Origin of the sequence: Xanthomonas sp. 3307, assembly GCF_014199735.1 — a bacterium.
Classification (GTDB): domain Bacteria; phylum Pseudomonadota; class Gammaproteobacteria; order Xanthomonadales; family Xanthomonadaceae; genus Xanthomonas_A; species Xanthomonas_A rydalmerensis.
The window spans coordinates 1-16,620 of record NZ_JACHOG010000010.1 but is presented as its reverse complement, the minus strand read 5'-3'; the positions used below and the strand labels follow the sequence as shown (position 1 = coordinate 16,620).

At 69.4% G+C, this 16,620-nt stretch carries 16 protein-coding genes; 4 read left to right on the top strand and 12 right to left on the bottom strand.

Features of this window, described 5'->3' with window-relative positions; genetic code table 11:
* Positions 1-5: 5 nt before the first annotated feature.
* The 4 genes from GGR64_RS18740 to GGR64_RS18725 form a co-directional block, all read right to left on the bottom strand.
* Positions 6-446, bottom strand: a complete 441-nt coding sequence (locus GGR64_RS18740) for a response regulator (protein ID WP_010343137.1) — start codon at positions 444-446, stop codon at positions 6-8.
* The gene (locus GGR64_RS18735; RefSeq protein ID WP_184647717.1) at positions 443-2,254 is read right to left on the bottom strand and encodes an ATP-binding protein; all 1,812 of its coding nucleotides are present in this window, start codon (positions 2,252-2,254) and stop codon (positions 443-445) included. Before GGR64_RS18735 ends, GGR64_RS18740 begins: the two co-directional genes overlap by 4 nt.
* A gap of 194 nt (positions 2,255-2,448) precedes the next feature.
* The gene (locus tag GGR64_RS18730) at positions 2,449-2,814 is read right to left on the bottom strand and encodes a hypothetical protein (protein WP_184647715.1); all 366 of its coding nucleotides are present in this window, start codon (positions 2,812-2,814) and stop codon (positions 2,449-2,451) included.
* A 167-nt stretch (positions 2,815-2,981) separates the two neighbouring features.
* The gene (locus tag GGR64_RS18725) at positions 2,982-3,398 is read right to left on the bottom strand and encodes a BON domain-containing protein (protein ID WP_160966785.1); all 417 of its coding nucleotides are present in this window, start codon (positions 3,396-3,398) and stop codon (positions 2,982-2,984) included.
* Between the two features lie 147 nt (positions 3,399-3,545).
* On the opposite strand from GGR64_RS18725, the gene GGR64_RS18720 reads away from it, so the two are divergent.
* Complete coding sequence (locus tag GGR64_RS18720) at positions 3,546-4,586, top strand: oxidoreductase (protein ID WP_184647713.1); 1,041 nt, start codon at positions 3,546-3,548, stop codon at positions 4,584-4,586.
* 4 nt (positions 4,587-4,590) lie between these two features.
* Here the strand turns inward: GGR64_RS18720 and gnd are convergent, their stop codons facing one another.
* Together gnd and GGR64_RS18710 are read right to left on the bottom strand one after the other, a co-directional pair.
* A complete protein-coding gene (gnd, locus tag GGR64_RS18715; protein ID WP_184647711.1) occupies positions 4,591-5,535 on the bottom strand; it encodes a phosphogluconate dehydrogenase (NAD(+)-dependent, decarboxylating) in 945 nt (314 codons plus the stop codon).
* A gap of 69 nt (positions 5,536-5,604) precedes the next feature.
* Positions 5,605-6,864: a hypothetical protein gene (locus GGR64_RS18710; protein ID WP_260303493.1), complete on the bottom strand. Its 1,260-nt coding sequence runs from the start codon at positions 6,862-6,864 to the stop codon at positions 5,605-5,607.
* A 239-nt stretch (positions 6,865-7,103) separates the two neighbouring features.
* On the opposite strand from GGR64_RS18710, the gene GGR64_RS18705 reads away from it, so the two are divergent.
* Positions 7,104-7,994: a TIGR01777 family oxidoreductase gene (locus tag GGR64_RS18705; RefSeq protein WP_184647707.1), complete on the top strand. Its 891-nt coding sequence runs from the start codon at positions 7,104-7,106 to the stop codon at positions 7,992-7,994.
* Positions 7,995-8,133: 139 nt separating this feature from the next.
* Here GGR64_RS18705 and GGR64_RS18700 read toward each other — a convergent pair whose 3' ends face one another.
* The 6 genes from GGR64_RS18700 to GGR64_RS18675 all read right to left on the bottom strand — a co-directional run bounded on the left by GGR64_RS18700 (position 8,134) and on the right by GGR64_RS18675 (position 14,189).
* Positions 8,134-8,502, bottom strand: coding sequence for a glycine zipper 2TM domain-containing protein (locus tag GGR64_RS18700; protein ID WP_160966777.1), 369 nt, complete (start codon positions 8,500-8,502; stop codon positions 8,134-8,136).
* A 131-nt stretch (positions 8,503-8,633) separates the two neighbouring features.
* Complete coding sequence (locus GGR64_RS18695) at positions 8,634-9,368, bottom strand: DUF2242 domain-containing protein (RefSeq protein ID WP_184647706.1); 735 nt, start codon at positions 9,366-9,368, stop codon at positions 8,634-8,636.
* Positions 9,369-9,493: 125 nt separating this feature from the next.
* A complete protein-coding gene (locus GGR64_RS18690) occupies positions 9,494-10,540 on the bottom strand; it encodes a DNA methyltransferase (protein ID WP_184647704.1) in 1,047 nt (348 codons plus the stop codon).
* Positions 10,533-11,639, bottom strand: coding sequence for a hypothetical protein (locus GGR64_RS18685; RefSeq protein ID WP_184647702.1), 1,107 nt, complete (start codon positions 11,637-11,639; stop codon positions 10,533-10,535). Before GGR64_RS18685 ends, GGR64_RS18690 begins: the two co-directional genes overlap by 8 nt.
* Positions 11,640-11,648: 9 nt before the next feature.
* The gene (locus GGR64_RS18680; protein ID WP_184647699.1) at positions 11,649-13,073 is read right to left on the bottom strand and encodes a nicotinate phosphoribosyltransferase; all 1,425 of its coding nucleotides are present in this window, start codon (positions 13,071-13,073) and stop codon (positions 11,649-11,651) included.
* Between the two features lie 60 nt (positions 13,074-13,133).
* Positions 13,134-14,189 (bottom strand): bifunctional nicotinamide-nucleotide adenylyltransferase/Nudix hydroxylase, encoded by a 1,056-nt coding sequence (locus GGR64_RS18675; RefSeq protein ID WP_184447188.1) that lies wholly within the window; start codon positions 14,187-14,189, stop codon positions 13,134-13,136.
* Positions 14,190-14,480: 291 nt separating this feature from the next.
* Between GGR64_RS18675 and GGR64_RS18670 the strand changes: the two genes are divergently transcribed.
* Together GGR64_RS18670 and GGR64_RS18665 are read left to right on the top strand one after the other, a co-directional pair.
* Positions 14,481-15,476, top strand: a complete 996-nt coding sequence (locus GGR64_RS18670) for an arabinogalactan endo-1,4-beta-galactosidase (protein WP_184647697.1) — start codon at positions 14,481-14,483, stop codon at positions 15,474-15,476.
* 92 nt (positions 15,477-15,568) lie between these two features.
* Positions 15,569-16,450, top strand: coding sequence for an endonuclease/exonuclease/phosphatase family protein (locus tag GGR64_RS18665; protein WP_184647846.1), 882 nt, complete (start codon positions 15,569-15,571; stop codon positions 16,448-16,450).
* The last annotated feature ends 170 nt before the right edge of the window (positions 16,451-16,620 follow it).

The window sequence follows — 16,620 nt, the reverse complement described above, 5'->3', positions numbered from 1 at the left end:
CGCGCTTACTCTTTGTCCGGCGCCTGGTTGATCAGCGCCCAGAAGGTTCCCAGGGTCTTCACCGCGGTGAAGAACTGGTCCACGTCCACCGGCTTGACCACATACGCATTCACGCCCAGGTCCCAACTGCGGGCCAGGTCGCTTTCCTCGCGCGAGGACGACAGGATCACCACCGGCAAGCGCTTGAGCGACTCCTCGCTGCGCACCAGCTTGAGCACTTCCAGGCCATCCATGCGCGGCATCTTGATGTCCAGCAGCAGCACCGCCGGCAGGCCTTCCTCGCGGTCGGCGTAGGCGCCGCGGCGCAGCAGGTAGTCCATCGCCTCCACGCCGTCCTCGACGTGCACGATGGGATTGGCCAGGCGCGCGTCGCGCAACGCATCCACCGCCATTTCGGCGTCGGCGGGACTGTCTTCGGCAAGCAGGATGGTGCGGATGGCGGTCATGCGATGAACTCGGTAGTGGGCGCTTCGGGCGCCGGAGGCAGGACGAAATGGAAGGTGGCGCCCTGTTCGGGGGCGGACTCGGCCCAGATATGGCCGCCATGGCGGGTCAGCACGCGACGCACGCTGGCCAGGCCGATGCCGGTACCGGAATACTCGCTGGCCTTGTGCAGGCGCTGGAACACGCCGAACAGCTTGGCCGCGTAGGTCATGTCGAAGCCGGCGCCATTATCGCGCACGCTGAAGTGATGGCTGCCGTCCGGCTGCACCTGATAGTCGACCTGGATCTGCGCGACCTCGCGCTTGGCGCTGTACTTGACCGCATTGCCGAGCAGGTTCAGCCACAGCTGCCGCATCATGTTCTCGTCGGCGACCAGGATCGGCAACGGCGCGATGGTCCACTCGATGCGGTGGCCGCTGTCGCCGTGGTCGGACTGGTAGTTGGCGTCGAGCACCGAGCGCGTCTCCGCCACCAGCGACTGCATGTCCACCGCCTGCAGGCGCAGCGCGCTGCGGCCCAGGCGCGAGTACACCAGCAGGTCGTCGATCAGCGAGGCCATGCGCCGCGCCGAAGTGCCGATCACCTCCAGGTAGTGCCGGCTCTTCTCGTCGGCGCTGTCGCCCAGGTGGCGGGCCAGCTTGTCGGCGAAGCCGGCGACGTGGCGCAACGGCGCGCGCAGGTCGTGCGAGACCGAGTAGCTGAACGCCTCCAGTTCGCGGTTGACTTCCGACACCTGCTCGACCTTGCCCTCCAGCTGCCGGTTCAGCTCCTGGATGCGCTGCTGCGCGGTTTTCTGCAGGGTGATGTCGCTGACCGTCATCAAGACCACTTCGTCCTCGCTGTCCGGCAGCGGCATGCGCCGCGCATTCAGCAGCATGGTCCTTGGTACGCCGTCGGCACCGACTTGTTCGTGCTCGAAATCCCACAATTCGCGTCCGCGCAGCAGCACGTCGGCCAATCGCTGCACGATCACCGGATCTTGCCAGACGCCGTCGCCGACGTCGGCGAGCAGCTTCGGCGGATCCGCCAGGTCCATGCCGTACAGTTCGGCGAAGGCGGTGTTGTGCATCAGCATCCGCTGCCCATTGTCCAGGAGCACGATCGGCTCGCGCACGGTCTGCAGCACCGCCGCGGCGCGGCCGTTGGCGCGCAGCATGTGGCGCTCGGCGTCCAGGCGCCGGCCGATCTGCCGTTGCAGCAGCCAGATCACCAGGCCCAGCAGCAGGAGCTGCACCACCAGCGAGGTCCAGCTCATCATCGAGGCGAGCATCCGACGCTGCTCGGCGTCGGCGGTGCGCTCGCTCAGCAGTTCGTCCTCGCGCCGCTGCAGCTCGGCGATCAGGCCGCGCACCGGATTGTCGGCGGTCATGTCCTGGATCAGCGCGCGGATCCGCTCCGGATCGCGCGCCTGGGCGATGCGCTCGGCCAGCAGGCCGCGCCGTTCCAGCGTGCTCTGCAGGCGGCCGATGCGGATCTGCTGGTCGGGATTGTCGCGGGTCAGTTCGGCCAGGTGGGCCATGGTCGGCTGCAACGACGCGCGCGCCTCCTTGAAGCGCGCGGTCAGGATCGGCGACTGCACGCCATGCGACATCGCCATCGCCGCCGACTCCATGTCGCGCATGTCCGCTTCCATCGCGTTCAGCGTGGCGGTCACCTCCTGGCTGTGGCCGACCCAGTCGGCAGCGCGCAGGGTGCTGGCATTCATTTGCCGCAGCAGCAGCGAGGGCAGGATGACGATCAGGACGACGGCCAGGGCCAGCAGCGGCAGGCGCCAGCGGTCCCAAGCATCGTGTTTGGCGATGGTCTGCATAGCGGTGCGTTAGAAGAAGGAACGGCTGCGGCCATCGCGGGCGCGCATTGTCGCCCATCTTCCCCGGCAGCAGATAAATTGTTCAGCGAGCGTGCGACCCCCCGATCGCGCCAGCGGCGTGGACGCTATCCCAGCCAGCACGCACGGCGGTACCGGCGGCAGGCCGCCGCCGAAGCGCCACCCGCGCGCGCCGCTCAGGGTTGGCGCGCCAGTGTAGGGGCGGCGCCGTGGGTGCCGGCCAGGGTCCAGGCCGGCATGCCGGCGCGGACCAGCAGGAAATCGGCGTGACCACGCAGGCGGCGGCGCTCGGACTGGCTCAGGCCCTGATCCAGTTCCTGCATCAGCGTCGTGAACGCCGGCCAGAAACCGGCATCGTCATGGAAAGTCGTCAACAACATGCTCAACTGCACTTCGAGCCTGCGCACCGCGGGCAGCAGCGGCGACGTCTGCGTGTCACGGCTGGACAGCGCAGCGCCCAGCGCTTCGGCAGCCGAAGCCGCATGCCCCGCGGCCGGGTGGGGTTGGGTGTCCAACATTGCGCGCGATCCGTTGACGAACATGAAGGCATGATGTCTGAGCGGGTGTCAAAACGGCGCGAAATGCGATGCAGGTCGCGAATTTACGCCACTCCGCCCCAAAAAAAACGCACCCCGCAGGGTGCGCCATTGGCCGGTGTCGCGAGTGGGGCGCCTCGTCGCACCCCACCCGCGGCCGCGGATCGCAATGCTTACTTCTTGGCAGCGGCGCTGACCGTCAGGTCGGCCGCATCCACCTTCTTGACTCCCTTGATCTTCTTGGCAACCGCCACGGCCTTGTCCTTCTCCGCCTTGGTCGCGACCGTGCCGGACAACTTCACCGTGCCGTTGACGGTATCGACCTTGATTTCGGTGCCCGACACGTTCTTGGTGGCCAGCAGATCGGCCTTCACCTTGGTGGTGATCCAGGTGTCGGTGACCGGCTCGTTGGAGTCGTGATGGCTGGCGTCATGGGCAGTGGTGTCGTGCTGCATCGTGTCCTGCTGGCCCATGGTGCCGTGGTCCTTGGCGCTGGTGGCCTGGCCGGCTGCGAACGCCTGGCCCGCGCCGAACGCGAAACCGGCCACCAGGGTGGCGCCAAGCAGGGTGCGTGCATTGATCGTTTTCATCGTGTCTTCCTCCGCTGAAGGTGTGCGTGCAGTCTCCCCTAGTCCGTTGTACAGGCAACGTGACCGCCGAATCGCCGTAGCGTGAATACGCAAGCCGCCGACGCAGGGCGGGCGATACTGGCGTCCCGTCGCTTCCCGCCCGCGCCCATGTCCGACTTCAATCTCGCCCTGCTCGGCTTCGGCTACGTCGGCCGCACCTTCCATGCGCCGTTGATCGCACACACGCCCGGTCTGCGCCTGCATACCGTGGTCTCGCGCCAGGCCGAGGCAGTGAGCGCAGACTGGCCGCAGGCGCGCGTGGTCGCCGATGCAACGCAGGCCTTCGCCGATCCGCAGATCGACGCGGTGGTGATCGCCACGCCCAACCAAACCCACGCGCCGCTGGCGCTGGCCGCGCTGGCGCAGGGCAAGCACGTGCTGGTGGACAAACCGTTCACCCTGGACGTGGCCGAAGCGCAGCAGGTGCTCGACCAGGCGCAACGCGTCGGCCGCATCGTCAGCGTGTTCCAGAACCGGCGCTGGGACGGCGACTTCCTCGGCGTGCGCGCCTTGTTGGAGGCCGGCACCCTGGGCGAGATCGCCGAGTTCCATTCCCATTTCGATCGCCATCGTCCGCAGGTGGGCGACCGCTGGCGCGAGCACGCCTTGCCAGGCTCGGGGCTGTGGTTCGACCTGGGGCCGCATCTGCTCGACCAGGCGCTGCAACTGTTCGGACCACCGCAGGCGCTGCAGGCCGACCTGGCGCTGCAGCGCCCCGGCGCGCAGGCGGTGGACTACGTGCATGCGGTGCTGCGCTATCCGCGATTGCGGGTGGTGCTGCATGCCGGTTCGCTGGTCGCGGCCAACGGCCTGCGCTTCGCGGTGCACGGCACCGGCGGCAGCTACCTCAAGCACGGCCTGGATACGCAGGAAGCGCAGTTGCGCGCCGGCGTCGCGCCGGGCGCGCCCGACTGGGGCGCCGATCCCCTGCCCGGCCAGTTGCGCTTGGTCGGCGCCGATGGCACGCACGCGCTGCAGACCCTGCCCGCGCATCGCGGCGACTACCGCGAATGCTACGCGGCCTTTCGCGAGGCGATGGCCGGGCGCGCGCCCGCGCCGGTGGATGCGGCGCAGGCGCTGGCGGTGATGCGCCTGCTGGAGGCGGGCGTGCGCAGCGCCGCCTCCGGGTGCAGCGTGACGCTGGACTGAGGCGTCAGGCGGGACGCGTGCCGCCCGGCGCGGGCGCGTCGCCGCCCTCGTGCTTGATCGCATGGCCGCCGAACTGGTTGCGCATCGCCGCCAGCAACTTGTCGGCGAACGAATCGTCGTCGCGCGAGCGCAACCGCTCCAGCAACGACAGGGTGATCACCGGCGCCGGCACGTCCAGGTCGATCGCCTCGGCCACGGTCCAGCGGCCTTCGCCGGAGTCCTGGACGAACGGCGCGATCCCGGCCAGGGTCGGATTGGCGCCCAGCGCATCCGCGCACAGGTCCAGCAGCCACGAACGCACCACGCTGCCCTCGCGCCAGACCTCGGCCACCTGGTGCAGGTCCAGCGCGAATTCCTGCTTGCGCCCCATCAGCGCGAAGCCCTCGGCATAGGCCTGCATCATTCCGTACTCGATGCCGTTGTGGACCATCTTGGTGAAGTGGCCGGCACCGCTGGGGCCGACATGTCCCCAGCCGGCATCGGCGGCCGGCGCCAGGGTCGCGAACACGTCGTGCAGGCGCTGTACCGCGGCGGTGTCGCCACCGATCATCAGGCTGTAGCCCTCGCGCAATCCCCACACCCCGCCGCTGGTGCCGCAATCGACATAGGCGATGCCGTGCGCGGCCAGTTCACCGGCGCGGCGCATCGAATCCTTGTAGTAGGAATTGCCGCCGTCGATCACCACATCGCCCTTGTCTAGCAGCGGCAGCAACGCGGCCAGGGTGTCGTCGACGACCTTGCCGGCGGGCACCATCAGCCACACCGCACGCGGCGCCGGCAACGCCGCGATCAGCGCGGCCATGCTGTCGACCGCTTCCACCCCGCGCTGCTGCGCCGAGTTGCGCGCGGCCTCGCCCAGGTCGAAACCGACCACGCGATGCCCGCCGCGCACCAGCCGCTCGGCCATGTTGGCGCCCATCCGGCCCAAGCCTACAAGTCCCAGTTCCATGCGTCGTTCCCGGTTCGAAAAAAGGAGGATTAGGGTCTCACGAAGCGACGGCGCCGACGTGACGCGCAGCTAAGGCGCTGGTGCGGCGGCGGGCGCCGGCGCTGGCGCTCGCGCCTGCGCGCAATCGCGCAGTTGCAGGTCGCGCCAGCGTTGGTACAGCGTGGTGTGCAGATTGTGCAGGGTCAGCTCGACCGCGAACGGCGTGCGCGGATTGCGATCCAGCAACCGCACCACGTGATAGCCGATCGGCTTGACGCCCTTGGGATGCACATAGACCTGGAAGCCGCGGTAGAACGGATCGTCGAGCAGGGCGTCGAGTTGCGCGAGCGCCGCCTGCTGCGTCGGATCCAGGCGCGCGCGCAGCGCCGGGTCGCGCGCGTACAGCAGCCGTTCGAAGCGTTCGCGGCCCGGGCCGCGCAGCGTCTTCGCTAGTTCCCAGATGCGCCGGTTCTGTGCGTCGTAGTACGCGAAGCCGCCGTGCGCGCGCAGCGCCGCCGCGGCCTCGGCGCTGACCGCGGCGACCACGAAGTTCTCCGCCTGGTTGTTGATGTCGTCCAGATAGCGGCGCTCGAACACATGCACGATGTAGCCCGGCGCGCCGAGGAAGGCGGCACGGCCGCGCTGCGACGTCTTGACCGCCTTGCCGTCGGCGAAGAAGGTGCCGGCATGCGCGCCGAGCAGGATGCTGTCGGTGTCGTGCAGGGTCAGGAAGGTGCCGATCGACAACTCGTCGGCACTGAACGCACGATCGAATGCGGCATCGCCGTACAGCTCGCGCTGCGTGGCCAATTGCGCGATCTGCCGGCCGACGCCGCATTCCGAGCGCACGTGGCCGCTGTAGAACGCCTCGATCGCCTGCGCATTGCCGCCTGCCGGGCGATAGCCGCGGCCGAAGCTGCGGAAGCGCTCCCAACCCTGCGCCTGCGCCCCGCGCAGGCCGAAGCCGATCCAGCCCAGTTGCAGCGCCGAGAAGCGATAGCCGGGATTGTCCTCCAGCCGTGCGACCGCGCGCGTGGTGGCCGCGCCCAGCTGCAGGAAATAACCGCACTGCGTCGCCGGCGCGTCCAGCAAGGCACGCAGCGCCTGCTGCCGTTGCGCGGCGTTCCAGGTCGCGGGCAAGGCCGCCTGCAGATCACCGTGCGCCTGCGCCTCGGCCAGCGAACCGCGTTCGCATGGCGCGCCGGCCGCAATCTGCGGTTGCGCGGCGGCGGTGCTACCGAGGCGCCAGCCCAACCGCTCCAGTAGTGCCGCCAGGCAGGCCGCGCTGGCCTGGTCGGCCGGCGCTGGCGCGGCCGTGGCCGCGGCACTGGCGAGCAGTGCGGCCAGCATCAGGCCAACGCTGCGGCGCAGACGCGGCATGCGAGCGAAGCGGGGTGGTTGGATCATGGGGCGGGCATCGAGAGCAGGAACGTCCGTTGGCCGCGCCGCGGCGGCGCCCGCGCAGCGTCCCGCATGGCCCGTGCAGGCATCGCGAAACCACCCGCCACATCGACGGCCCCCGGTATTCACTCTTCCGCCATGCCCAGCGCCCCTACACTGCGGCTCCCTTGGCGCCAGCGATCCCCTGCATGCACGTGCTCGTTACCGGAGGCACCGGATTCATCGGCCGCGCGCTGTGCCCGGCCCTGCTCGCCGCCGGGTACCAGGTCAGCGTACTCACCCGCGACCCCGCACGCGCGGCGCGGCTGTTGCCGGCGGTGCAGGTGCTGGACGACCTGCAGCGCGCCGCAGCGGCCGACGCGGTGATCAACCTGGCTGGCGAACCGCTGGGCGAGGGCCGCTGGAGCGCCACGCGCAAGCGCCGCTTCCGCACCTCACGCATCGGTACCACCCGAGCGCTGATCGACTGGATAGGCAAGCTCGACGCCGCGCAGCGTCCAGGCTGCCTGATCTCCGGCTCGGCGATCGGCTACTACGGCGACCGCGGCGACGAGGTCCTGGATGAGAACAGCACGCCCGGCGACGACTTTTCCGCGCAGCTGTGCCGCGACTGGGAAGCCGAAGCGCTGCGCGCGCAGGAACTGGGCGTGCGCACCAGCCTGGTCCGCACCGGCGTGGTGCTGGGCCGCGACGGCGGGGCGCTGGCGCGGATGCTGCTGCCGTTCCGTTTCGGCATGGGCGGGCGCATGGGCGATGGCCGCCAGTGGATGAGCTGGATTCACCGCGACGATCAGGTCGGGCTGCTGATGTGGCTGCTGCAGCAAGGCGGCGAAGGCGCCTATGACGCCACGGCGCCGGCGCCGGTGACCAACGCCGCATTCGCGCAGCAACTCGCCGCGACGCTGCATCGCCCCGCGCTGTTGCCGATGCCGGCGGCAGCGCTGCGCCTGGCCTTCGGCGAGATGGCCGACCTGTTGCTCGGCAGCCAGCGTGTCCTGCCGGCACGCGCGCAGCGCGAGGGCTATGTGTTCCGCTATCCGCAACTGGACGTGGCACTGCGCGCCCTGCTTGCCGACTGAGGCACCGCGTCGCCACATCGCGCAACGTCGCACCGCACACCAAAACGAAAACGCCCCGGCGGAGGCCTCCGCCGGGGCGAGCTGCATCAGGTGGCCGCGTCGGCGTCAGGCGCCGATCGGCACGCTGCGGTCGCGCGACTCAATAGCGCTTGCAGACGGTCTCGACCACGCGATTGCCATTGGCCTGCTGACGCTGACCCTGGATGTAGCGGCCGGTGGCACCGCCGGCGACCGCGCCGCCGACCGTGGCCAGCTTGCGGCCATCGCCCTTGCCGATCTGGTTGCCGAGCAGGCCGCCGATCGCCGCACCCGCCACGGTGCCGCCGATGCGGTCGGGGTCGGTGCTGTTCTTGCGCACCGCGACCTTCTTGCAGTGCACGCGGGTGCCGTCGCTGAAGCGGCGGCCGGCGTCCTCGGGACCGTAGTGGCGTTGCGCCTCGGCCAGCGGCGCAGCGGCCGTGGCGATGGCGAGCACGGAAAGACACAAGGCGGACTTGAGAGTGTTCATGCTGATTGCTCCTGGGTGGCGGAGCCGATGCGCAAGCACCGCGCTCTTGACGGGCGCCACCTTCTCACCGGCTTCGCGAATGGTTCGTGAAGCGAAATTTGCCGCATTCAGCTTCTACAGCTGCACCTGAATCAGTCGGCCCCGCCGGGGCCGCCGCTCGGCGGCACCGTGGTGGCCGGCGGCGGCACCGCGGTGGTGGCCGCGGGTGCCGGCGGCGGCGTGGGCGCCGCGGCGGGCGTCGGAGTCGGCGTCGGAGTCGGTACGGGTGCCGGTGCGGACGGCGTCGGGGCCGGCGCCGTCACGGCCGCGGGCGGATGCGCAGGCGGCTCCGGTGCCGGCTTGCTCTTGGGCAGGTACTCGGTCATCAGCTGGAAGAAGCGCTTGTAGAAGTCGCCGTCCTGCACCGTGCTGCTGGCCACGCGCACCATCGAGTCGTCGCTGCTGCCGATCGGCAGCGACACCGAACCGAGCACGCCGACGCCGACGCTGGCCGAGGTCGGGCTCTTCTTCAACGCATAGCGGTCCTGCAATGCACTGACGAACACCCAGGACTCGTCCTGCCCGTGCGCCACGCAGGACACGCGCAACTCGAGTTGCTCGTGCAGATCGTCGCTGGGCTGGAAGTTCTTGGTGCCCTCCACCGCATCGGCGGTGGCCTTGGACACCACGTAGCCCTGGCTGAGCAGCGCGCGGCGCGCCGATTCGCAGGCCTGCGCCGGCTGCACCGGGTAGTTGCGCGAATAGGTGTTGTCGGAATTGAAGGTCTCTTTCACCAGGCCGTCCTGCTTGCGGGCGAAGCAGCCACTCAGGCCGATCGCAATCAGCGCGAGCGCGGGAATGGCGAGAACCTTGGAGGTAGCGGACATAGGCCGTTGACCGAAGAGAGGGAACCGCGGCAAAGGATAGCCGCAAGCGCGTCGGCACGGCCTTGACGCCGCCACGGCCGCTCATCCCGCGGTTAGCGAGGTGCGCGGCGTGGGGTACCGCCGCGTCAGGCGGCGGACTCCAGCGCCAGGTCCACGCGCAGCAGGCCGCCGTCGCGGTCGCGGCGTTCGGCGCGCAGGTAATGATGGGCGTCGAGCAGTGCCAGGGTCGGCGGCGTCGCCAGCGGTTCGCCCCACAGGCTCAGCAGGAAGCCACGTGCGCGCAGCCAGTCGAGCAGCCGCAGCAGCCTGTCCAGGTCGCGCGGCAGCAGCAGGTCGACGTCGCCGGGCAGGCGCGCCGCCGCCGCCGGATCGGCCAGCCAGCATGGATAACTGCCGTGCACCGCGAAGGCAAACCCGTCGGCACGCAGGGCCGCCAGCAATTGCGCCGTGCCCGGCAGGTCGATGGGCTGGCGCCGGTGCTGGAAGATCAGCGCGTACTCGTGGCTGCGGTCGCTGCGGGGATCGCCAGGTGCCAGCGACTGCGCCGTCGCGCGCGGGTAGCACAGCACGCGCTCGGGACAAGGCGCGAACAGGCTGCCGAGGATCCGCGCCAGGTCCCAGGCCTGCGGCAGCGTGGCCTCGCCGAGTTGCACGTTCTCCACCATCGCGATGCAGAAGCCGTCCTCGCGCAGCAGGCGGCGCACGCCATGGAACACGGCGCGCAGGCCCTGCAGATAAGCGGCGTAGTCGGCGCTGGCGTAGAGCTGACCAGGCGCCGCCGCGGCCGGCCAGGCGCAGCCGAAATACGGCACGTTGGTCAGGCACAGATCCACCGGTGCGTCGGGCACGCACAGCGGCAAGCCGCCGTCCAGCACTTCGGCCCGTAGCCCGAGCCGTTGCAGCCGTTCGCGCGCCAGCAGCGCGCGCGCCGCGTCGATCTCCAGGCCGATGCCGTGGCGGCCTTCCACTTCGGCCGCGAGCAAGGTGCTGCCGAAGCCGCAGAACGGATCCAGCACGCGCTCGCCTGGCGCGCTGAAGTGACGCACGAACGGACGCATCTGCCCGACCCAGCCGCAGTCGCGCGCGCCCAGCGGATCGCGCTGGCGCAGGTCATCAGGCAAGCGATGCTCCGGCGGATCCTGCACCGGCGTCCACCAACTGCGGCTATCCATGCTCCGCCCGCCACAGCAGATCGCGGTCCGGCTGCCAGCCGGCGCACAGCCGGCCGTCGGCGAAGAACACCAGCTTGTAGATGTCGCCGCTGTCGTGGCGCGCCTGCATCGCGCCGTAATCGGAGGTCTCGAACACCACCTCCATGCCGTCGGCGGTGGCCAGGCGCAGGTTCCAGAAGTAGTAGCCCTCGGTGATCTGCAGCGGCTGCAGGTCGCGCCACCATGGCGCGGCCATGCAGGCGCCGAGCACCTGTTCCACCGCGACCCGTGCCTGGGTCAGATAGCGCGCGGTTCCGCCGTCGCGGTAGCCGTCGCCGAGCCGGGAGAACTCGCGGAAGATCACCGTACGCGCCCCGCAGGCGCGCGCCCAGTCCAGATAGGCCGCGACGCCGTCGGCATCGGCGATGCCGCCGTGCTGCAGGATGCACACCAGGCGCAGCGGCAGCGCGTCGGCGATGCGCTTCGCGGTGGCGACGAAGACACCCGCATCGGCGATCGCCTCGCCGGGGCGAAAACGCATGATCGCGTCGTTGCGCGCCTGTTGCGGATGGTGCCGCGACAACTCCAGCCACGACAGGCCGAAACGCTGCAGCGCCTGCAGCAGCGTCTCGCCCTGGCCGCGGGCGAAGCCGGCGCCATTGCTGTACAGCACCCGCTGTTCGACCAACAGGCCCTCGCGCTCGGCCGCGCCCAGGGTCTGCAGCAGTTCCACGAACCAGTCTTCGTCGTCGGTCATCTCCAGCCCCGACAGCGAATGCGACAGCGGCAGCCCGCGCAGCTGCGCCAACGCCTGGCGCAACTGCGGGAAGTAATCCGGCGGCGGCCGCAGGCTGGCCGCGGCGGTGCCGCCGGCCTGCGGCCGCAGGGTTTCCGAGCAGAAGCGGCAGCGCGCCGAACACGGCCGCACCGACGCGTAGGGAGTGAAAGTCACCGGCTGCGCGACGCGGTAGTCGCGCGCAGCGATGCGCTGCTGTCGCCAGCGCGACGCATCCGCCGCGGCCGGCACCCGCCATTCCAGATGCGGGGTGCTGGCGCGCAGGGCGGCGAACAGCGGCGAGCCGCCGCTCAACGGCGGCGGACTCGGCAGGGACGCATCCATGGGCGCCTCCTACAGGCGCGCGGCGTTCGCGCGCTCGCGCACCTCGGCGAAGGTCCAGTCGTGCAGCAGGCGGCCGTTCTCCCACACGGTGACCATCGCATCGTCGTAGCCGGCCGGACCGGCGACCGCCTCGGCCGACACCGCGTCTGGCGCCACCGGCTCGGTGCGATAGCTGCCGTACTCGCGGTGACGCAGCAGGCGCATGCGGCCGCGCTTGCTGAGCTTGCCCTTGTCGGTGACCGGGTCCTTGTAGACGTCGATCCAACGCCCGTCGACACGGGCGGCCGAGCACTTCAATGCGAACTTCTGCGTATCGCGATCGAGCCGCTGCAGCAACGCACCGCCCATGCCGAAGGCCAGGTTGTCGGTGGCGTAGCCGGCGCTGGTGATGCGCTCCAGGATCGCGCGAATGCTGGTCGGGTTGACCCCGTCGCCCTGGATCACCCGCACGTGGTTGAGCACCTTGTAGCCCTTGCCGTTGACGGTGTGGCCGAAGGCCTCGTCGAGCAGTTCCAGGCACTGGTGCACCACCGCCACCGGATCGCCGGAGTCGGGGCGGATCACCACGGTGGCGCCGGAGGCGATCACCTCGTCGCGCAGCGTGGTGCCCCAATGCTCGCGGATCGCGTGGAAGATGTCGTAGCTGTCCGACACCACCGCGACCACGCCGCCGGGCTTGCCGAACTGCTTGAGCATGTTGCGGTACGCATCGACCTCGCGCTCGCGGCCCCAGCTGGTGATGGTGCTGTGCTCGGCGGCGGGAATCGAATAGCCGGCCATCGGCTCGTGGTAGTGCGCGCGCGCCAGCAACAGCCCGGACACGGTGTCGGTGCCGAGGAAGTTGACCAGGTGCGAGGCACCGCCGATCGCCGCCGATTCCAGGCTGGATACGCCGCGCGCGCCGAAGTCGTGCAGCTTGAACGGCAACTGCCCATCCGGATCGTCGCTGGTGCGCTCCAGGAACTGGCGCAGGGTCTGCTTGGCGTGCCAGCTCACCGTGGCCACCGTCACCGGGTACCAGATGCGCAGCAGCAGCGTCTCCAGGTACGACGGCACCCAGTAGGCCTGCGCGTCGGTGGATTCGATGGTCATCAGCGCGTTGTGGGTCGGCACCACGCTGCCCTCGGGCACGGCACGGATGCGGATCGGCAGCTGGCCGCCGAGGCGGTCGACGATGTCGCGCCAGCCGGCCTCGTTGAACGGCTCGCCGTGCGCGGCGAACAGGTCGCGCGCCTCGTCGATGTCGGCATGGGTGACGGGGCGGCCCAGCGCCTCCTTGAGGATCGACTGCAGGCCGAAGAACACGGTCCGGTCATAGACGCCGCCGCGCGATTCCACGTAGAAGAACGTGGCGTCGGTGCCGGGCGGGTACTGCAGCCAGTGGCTGGCCTTGTAGCTATCGGTGTTGAGCAGCAGGTTGTTCAGGCATTGCATGACGGAAGCTCCTTCGCGTCTGGGAAAGCCGGCGGTCTGTCCGCCGGCCGGGAGGCCGCATCAACCGCGGCCCAGGAAGAATTCGAGCAGGTGCAGATGGTCTTCGAACAGTTTCGGGCCCATGCCCAGCACTTCGCTCACCGGCACCCAGCGCGCCTTGTCGGCGTCGTCGCCGCCGCGCACCTCGGGCAGTTCGCCGAACACGAACTCGAAGTGGAAGGCGTGGGTGATGGTGCGCCCGCGCAGGCTGCGCTCGGGATGATCGAACACGTGGCGGTTCTTCAGCGAGCCCTTGAGCACCGGCACCGGGATCTTCAGCCGGGTCTCCTCGCGTAGTTCGCGCAGGCAGGCGTCGAGGATGCTCTCGTGCTGGCCGACGAAGCCGCCCGGCAGCGCCCACAGGCCCTTGCCCGGGGCCGCACGGCGGCGCACCAGCAGCACGTGCCCGGAATGCACCACCACCGCGTCGGCGGTGACGAAGGTGGGCGGATACGGCGCCTCCTTCCAGGCGGCGCGGTACTGCTCGATGAACTGGTATTCGGCGAGCAGTTCGGCATACGAGGGCGAGTTCTTGCGGAACGCCTCGAGCATGTCGAACACCGGCGTCGGCACGTTGCCGCGCAGCATCAGCAGCGCGCCGTGGAAATCGATGCTGCCGGCCTCGAACAGGTAACGGCGCAGCTCGGTCGCCGACAACGTCTCGGTATGCTGCACGTCGACCAGCGGCCACTGCGGGAACTCGCGCAGGTAATAGCTGCTGGCGTCCTTGTCCATGCCGATCAGGCCAATGCGCGCCTCGGCGCTGCCGCCGTCGCTGCGTACCGCCTCGGCCACCGTCGTCTGCACCGCGGCGATCCACTGGCTTTCGTTGTACAGGTGGTCGCGCAACGGACGCAGGATCAGCCGCTCGCCGGCGCCTTCCAGCGCGGCCTGGATCATCACGCTGCGCTCGGCAACGGTCCAGGGATTGCGAATGGTGCGGGGGGTCTCGGCCGAGCCGATCAGGAAGATGAGTTTCTGTCCACGCGCCAGGGCGTGGCGGGCAACGGCGGCGTGGCCGTTGTGGAAGGGCTCGAAGCGCCCGATGAACACGAGATAGTCGAATTCCATGAGCATCCCTCACGGTTGGGTGGATCGCCGCGGGTCTGTCCCTTGGCGTGAGCGGAATGCTACGCCGATGCGGCATCGCGTCAAGTGACGCACCGCGCAGATTCATCGGCCGTCCAGACAGCGCTTGCGGACGCCGCGCCGGAGGAGCCCCGCTGCAGTGCAGCGCGCGTCGCCACGACGATCGCGCTAGCCTCGTGCGCGCCGCGGCCGCGGGGACGGTCCGGCACGTCCTGCAGGCCGCCGCTCAGGGCCACGCGACGCCCTCCCTCCCCGCTCCCACATCACCGCGAGAATCGCATGAACCGATCGAGCAAGCGCATGTCCGCCTGGCTGCTGTTGTTGCTTGCGTGCCTGTGTGCGCCGGCCATGGCGCAGAGCTTCGCCAAGGGCGCCGATGTCAGTTGGATCGACCAGCAGGAGAGCAGCGGCCGCGTGTTCCGCAACGCCTCCGGTGCCACCACCGATTTCTTCGCGCTGCTCAAGGGCACCGGGGTCAATGCGATCCGGCTGCGCGTGTGGGTCAATCCGCAGGGTGGCTGGAACGACGGCGCCGACACGCTGAACATGGCCAAGCGGGCCAAGGCGCAGGGCATGCGCATCATGATCGACTTCCACTACAGCGACAGCTGGGCCGATCCCGGCAAGCAGACCAAGCCGGCGGCCTGGAACGGCCACGACTTCGCCACGCTGGTCAAGGACGTGTACGCGCACACCAGCGGCATCCTCTCCTATCTCAAGTCCAACGGCATCGACGTGAGCTGGGTGCAGGTAGGCAACGAGATCAACAGCGGCATGCTGTGGCCGGACGGCAAGACGCCCAACTTCGGCAACCTCGCGCAACTGATCAACAGCGGCTACAACGCCAGCAAGTCGGTCTACCCCAATGCCAAGGTGATCGTGCACCTGGCCAACGGCTACGACAACGCGACCTTCCGCTGGTTCTTCGACAGCCTCAAGTCGGCCGGCGGCAAGTGGGACGTGGTCGGCATGTCGCACTATCCCTCCACCAATGCCTGGCAGAGCGCCAATACCCAGATCGCCAGCAACATGCAGGACATGGTGACGCGCTACGGGTCGGACGTGATCGTCAGCGAGGTCGGCATGGACTGGCAGCAGGCCGCCACCACCCGCGCGATGCTGGCCGATCTGCTGAGCAAGACCCGCGCGCTCGGCAGCCGCGGCCTGGGCGTGTTCTATTGGGAACCCGACGCGTACCCGGGCTGGCAGGGCTACACGATGGGCGCGGTCGACAACAACGGAAAACTCACTCAGGCACTGTCGGCGTTCAACTGATCGCCGCTCGGCGGGAGCGCCACGCGGTGGTCACCGACACCACCGCCATGCCACCATCGCGTGCTCCGCTCCTGTCGAGATCTGCCATGTCGCTGTCGCTGTCGCTGTCGTCCGCGCGCAAGCTCGCGCTCCCTCTGATGCTGGTGCTGGGCGTGTGCATCGCGCCGGCGCAAGCGCGCGAGCCGGCGTCGCCCGCCGCACCGGCCCCGCTCAAGGTGATGAGCTTCAACGTGCGCGTGCCGGTCGACACCGACGGCGACAAGCGCTGGGACGTGCGCCGCAGTGCGATGGCCGCGCTGATCCGCGCGCAGCACCCGGATGTATTCGGCACCCAGGAACTGGTCAAGCGCCAGGCCGACTACCTGGCCGCGCAATTGCCGGAGTACCGCTGGTTCGGCCCCAGCCGCGACGGCAAGGACGACGGCGAACGCATGGGTGTGTTCTACGACAGCCAAAAACTGAAGCTGGTGGAATCGGGACACTTCTGGTTGTCGGACACGCCGGAAGTCATGGGTAGCATCAGCTGGGGCCATCCGCTGCCGCGCATGGTCAACTGGGGGCTGTTCGAGCGCGTCGGCGATGGCCGCCGCTTCTATCTGTTCGACACCCACCTGCCCTATCGCGACGAGGACGAAGCGGCACGCGCCAAGGGCGCGGCGCTGATCGTGTCGCGCCTGAAAGGCCTGCCGGCGGACGTGCCGGTGGTGCTGACCGGCGATTTCAACACGGTGCCGGACTCGCCGACCTACCGCACCCTCACCGCCAGCCTGGCCGATGCGCGCACGCAGGTCACACAGCCGCAGGGCCCGGAAGCGACCTTCCACGATTTCACCGGCCACCCGGACCGGCGCATCGACTGGATCCTTTCGCGCGGGCTGCAGGCCACCCACTACGCCACGCTCGACGCGCGGCCGCAGGGTCACTGGCCGTCGGACCATTTCCCGGTGATCGCCACGTTCGCCTGGCCGCAGTGACGGGATGACGCCTGCGGCATGGACCGCAGGCGCGCGTGCAGGAGCGGTTTCAGTTGCAAAGAGGCGCTAGCGGTAACGCCTGTCGCGGCTGAAGCCGCTCCTTGTATCTGGACCTGGCGCCCTTAAACAGGCGTCATGTCTTCCGACTGATCATCGGAGGAGGTGGGGGA

What these genes read in the sequence shown, in the direction of transcription:
- GGR64_RS18685 (WP_184647702.1), bottom strand. Translation starts at nt 11,639, where the DNA reads ATGGATGCGTCCCTGCCGAGTCCGCCGCCGTTGAGCGGCGGCTCGCCG.
- GGR64_RS18725 (WP_160966785.1), bottom strand. Translation starts at nt 3,398, where the DNA reads ATGAAAACGATCAATGCACGCACCCTGCTTGGCGCCACCCTGGTGGCC.
- GGR64_RS18735 (WP_184647717.1), bottom strand. Translation starts at nt 2,254, where the DNA reads ATGCAGACCATCGCCAAACACGATGCTTGGGACCGCTGGCGCCTGCCG.
- GGR64_RS18670 (WP_184647697.1), top strand. Translation starts at nt 14,481, where the DNA reads ATGAACCGATCGAGCAAGCGCATGTCCGCCTGGCTGCTGTTGTTGCTT.
- GGR64_RS18705 (WP_184647707.1), top strand. Translation starts at nt 7,104, where the DNA reads ATGCACGTGCTCGTTACCGGAGGCACCGGATTCATCGGCCGCGCGCTG.
- GGR64_RS18700 (WP_160966777.1), bottom strand. Translation starts at nt 8,502, where the DNA reads ATGAACACTCTCAAGTCCGCCTTGTGTCTTTCCGTGCTCGCCATCGCC.
- GGR64_RS18720 (WP_184647713.1), top strand. Translation starts at nt 3,546, where the DNA reads ATGTCCGACTTCAATCTCGCCCTGCTCGGCTTCGGCTACGTCGGCCGC.
- GGR64_RS18675 (WP_184447188.1), bottom strand. Translation starts at nt 14,189, where the DNA reads ATGCTCATGGAATTCGACTATCTCGTGTTCATCGGGCGCTTCGAGCCC.
- GGR64_RS18695 (WP_184647706.1), bottom strand. Translation starts at nt 9,368, where the DNA reads ATGTCCGCTACCTCCAAGGTTCTCGCCATTCCCGCGCTCGCGCTGATT.
- GGR64_RS18730 (WP_184647715.1), bottom strand. Translation starts at nt 2,814, where the DNA reads ATGTTCGTCAACGGATCGCGCGCAATGTTGGACACCCAACCCCACCCG.
- GGR64_RS18710 (WP_260303493.1), bottom strand. Translation starts at nt 6,864, where the DNA reads ATGCTGGCCGCACTGCTCGCCAGTGCCGCGGCCACGGCCGCGCCAGCG.
- GGR64_RS18680 (WP_184647699.1), bottom strand. Translation starts at nt 13,073, where the DNA reads ATGCAATGCCTGAACAACCTGCTGCTCAACACCGATAGCTACAAGGCC.
- gnd (WP_184647711.1), bottom strand. Translation starts at nt 5,535, where the DNA reads ATGGAACTGGGACTTGTAGGCTTGGGCCGGATGGGCGCCAACATGGCC.
- GGR64_RS18740 (WP_010343137.1), bottom strand. Translation starts at nt 446, where the DNA reads ATGACCGCCATCCGCACCATCCTGCTTGCCGAAGACAGTCCCGCCGAC.
- GGR64_RS18690 (WP_184647704.1), bottom strand. Translation starts at nt 10,540, where the DNA reads ATGGATAGCCGCAGTTGGTGGACGCCGGTGCAGGATCCGCCGGAGCAT.